Origin of the sequence: Streptomyces sp. adm13(2018) (assembly GCF_008042145.1) — a bacterium.
Classification (GTDB): domain Bacteria; phylum Actinomycetota; class Actinomycetes; order Streptomycetales; family Streptomycetaceae; genus Streptomyces.
This window is the reverse complement of the sequence record NZ_RDBH01000001.1, coordinates 19845-22867: the sequence shown is the minus strand read 5'-3', so window position 1 is coordinate 22867 and position 3023 is coordinate 19845. Positions and strand designations below refer to the sequence as shown.

Below are 3023 nucleotides of genomic sequence, written 5' to 3'. Positions count from 1 at the left end.
CCCGGCGCGACACGCCCCCTCCCGTAGTCCGCGCGATACCGTCGACGCATGTCTGAAGTCCGCCTGACCACGCCCTCCTTCCTCGTCCTCGGGATCATCGACACCCTGGGCGAGGCCAGCCCGTACGACGTCAAGGTGGAGGCCGCGCGGACCGTGGCGCCGTTCTGGTCCATGCCGCACGCGCAGGTCTACGCCCAGTGCGACCGGCTCCTGGAGGCCGGGCTCCTCTCGGAGGCCAGGCAGCCCGGAGGGCGGAACCGCCGTCTGATGAGGCTCACCGACGAGGGCGCGGCGGCGCTCCGGGGCTGGCTGGCCGACCCCGCGTTCGTCCCGGTCGAGGCACGCGAACGCGGCATCCTCAAGCTGTGGTTCGGGGCCAGCCCGGCCGTCCACGCCCCGGTCCAGGTCGAGGAGCACCGGCGGACCCTGGGCGAGTACGAGACCCTCGCCGACGACGTGGGCGAGCTGCTGACGCGCGGGCAGCGCGAGGCCCTGGAGTTCGGCATCCGGTACGAGCGGATGATGGTCGACTTCTGGGGCTGGGTCGAGAGCCGCGAGGCCTGACTCCGAGCCCGTAGCGCCCAGTTGTCACCGCCCAGGCGTCACCGACCGCTTGTTACCGACGGGTTGACCCCGGCGGCGCCTCGCCCTACCTTCCTCCATAGTCCAGAAAGGACTATCGCGGCCGACCGGCACGCGAGGCTGCGGGAGGGGGAAGCGCCGTGGGACGTCCGAGGAGCGACACGGGGACCAGGTGGGGGCGGGTGTCCGCGATCGCCGTGACGGCGGTCAGCCTCGTGTACGCGCCGATCGCCATGACCGAACTCTGGCCGTACGCCACACCCGGGGCGCCCGCCCTCGGCGAGTGGCTCCTCGGCCGGACGGTCTCCGCGGAGTTCGTGGCCGAAGCCGTCCGCGACCGGATGGGGCCGTACAGCCGCAGCCTGGTCCCGCTGATCGTCCACTCGGTTTTGGGCGGCCTGCTGATGCTGCTCGGCCCGGTCCAGCTGCTCTCGGCGGTGCGCCGCCGGATCCGCCTGCACCGCGTCCTCGGCACCGTCTTCGCCGTCACCGTGTACGTGTCGATGGCCGGCGCCGCGCTCTACCTCCTGCGCACCCCGCCGACGGAGGCCTTCAGTGGCGCCTCGTTCTGGATCGTCCTCGCGACGATCCTGGTCGGCACCGTCGGCAGCGTGACCTTCGGGATCCTCGCCGCCCTGCGCGGCTTCCCGGACCTGCACCAGCGCTGGCTGCTGCTCTGCTACGGCTTCCTGATGACCGCTCCGCTGCTCCGCCTGGAGTGGGGCGCGCTGCCCGCCCTCTACCCGGGACTGCCCCTCCAGGACATCAACCGCGTCGCGATCATGCACCTCGGCGCCCTCGTCGCCTTCGGCGCGCTCCTGGCGTCCCGTGCCCTGGACCGACGCACCGACCTCCCCGGTCCGACCGGCACCTGGGCCCCCGGCCCGGTCCTCGCCGCCGCCCACCTCCTCGGCGCCGCCGGCCTGGGACGGCTCACCCACGCCCTGCTCGACCAGGGGACACAGGGGAGGCGGATGCTCGTGGCCTACCTCGTCCCGTACGTCCTGATCTACGCCGTCGTCGCGGTCCGGGCGGGACGGGCCCGCGCCCGGGGAGCGGCCTGGGCGCGCGAGGAATGGCGGCTGCATCTGGCGGCCCAGTGCCTGGCGCCCGCCTTCTCGGCGCTGACCGTCCCGGTCCTGGAGCGGACAATGGGCCTCGACCGGCTCACCGCCCTGATCGCGGGAGTCGGCATCGGCGCGGGGATGCTCTCCTACGCGGCCGTCACGGTGGTGAGCCTGCGGGTGCTGCACGGGCGGGAGGTCCTGAGGCGGCGGGCCGGGTCCGTGGACCTTCCGACCGGCGGGACGACCGGCGGGACGGCAGTGGGCCGGGGCGACGGGGGCGGGGGCGCCGTCGGCGCGCCCACCGACGCCGGAACTCCCGCGGTTGTCCGTGCCGCCGGGAAGGGGAGCGCCGCATGACCGCCCGTAAGGAACTGTCTCCCGGCATCGTCGTCCTGAGCGCCGTCGTCGGCGGCGTCAGCCTCACCACCGGCGCCCTGCTCGCCGTGACCAGCCTGTTCGGATACGCGGCGGGTGCCTGGGTCTCCCCGGAGTCGCTGAGCCCCGGCCTCATCGGCGCGGCGATGGCCGGGGTGGCGCCCGCGCTCCTCACCCTCGGGCGGGCCCGCGCCTGGGAGGAGGTGCGGAGCCTGGTGCTGCCGCTGGTGATCGTGCTGGTCGGCCTGTTCGCCGTCAGTCTTCTGAACGGCCGCTCCCTCCGGGCGATCGAGGGCGGACCGCTGTTCCTCGCCCTGTTCAGCCTCGGCTGGGTCGCCGTGCTCGGACTGCTCGCCCTCGGGGCGGTGGGCTGCCTCGCCGCGCAGTACCGGCGGCCGTCGGCTTCCCCGGCGGGACCGCCGGACGGGCCCGCGGGCGCGGCGACCCGGCCGCCCGGCGTACCGCTGCCCGGCTGGTCGAAGCCGCCGCTCGCCGTCGTCGGCTCGGGATGGCTCGGCATCGGCGCGGGAGAGCAGCCAGTGACCCGCGACCCCGGTCGTGAGGAGTCCGGTGACGAGGGCGACGAGCGAGACGCCCGGGCCCGAGGTCCAGTCGACCGAGCGGAAGTGGACCGCGAGGACGACCGCCGCGGCGAGCGCGATCAGCGGCACGGCCCGCAGCGCGGGACGGACGCGGGTCAGATCGTCCTCGGCGAGCGCGGCGAGGACGCCGACGCCCAGGGCGAGCGCCCACACGCCGAGGCCCTGCGCGTCCGCCCGGTTCACGGTCCACGGCACGAGGGCGCCCCAGAAGCCGGGGAAGGCCAGCAGGCCCGCGCCGATGCCGAGCCATCCCGAGCCGACGACGGCGAGCGGCGGCTTCGACCAGCCGGGCAGCGGTACGCCGGGCGGCCGGGTCGCCGCGCCCGCGGGCCCGTCCGGCGGTCCCGCCGGGGAAGCCGACGGCCGCCGGTACTGCGCGGCGAGGCAGCCCACCGCC

2 protein-coding genes and 1 pseudogene are annotated in these 3023 nt (G+C 75.3%); all 3 read left to right on the top strand.

Features of this window, described 5'->3' with window-relative positions; genetic code table 11:
* The first annotated feature begins 48 nt into the window (after window positions 1-48).
* Window positions 49-564, top strand: coding sequence for a PadR family transcriptional regulator (locus EAO70_RS00130; RefSeq protein WP_187283651.1), 516 nt, complete (start codon window positions 49-51; stop codon window positions 562-564).
* Between the two features lie 200 nt (window positions 565-764).
* A complete protein-coding gene (locus EAO70_RS00125; RefSeq protein ID WP_261992557.1) occupies window positions 765-2006 on the top strand; it encodes a DUF2306 domain-containing protein in 1242 nt (413 codons plus the stop codon).
* A pseudogene (locus EAO70_RS37490) lies at window positions 2003-3023 on the top strand (hypothetical protein); the annotation flags it as partial. The gene EAO70_RS00125 and the pseudogene EAO70_RS37490, both read left to right, overlap by 4 nt.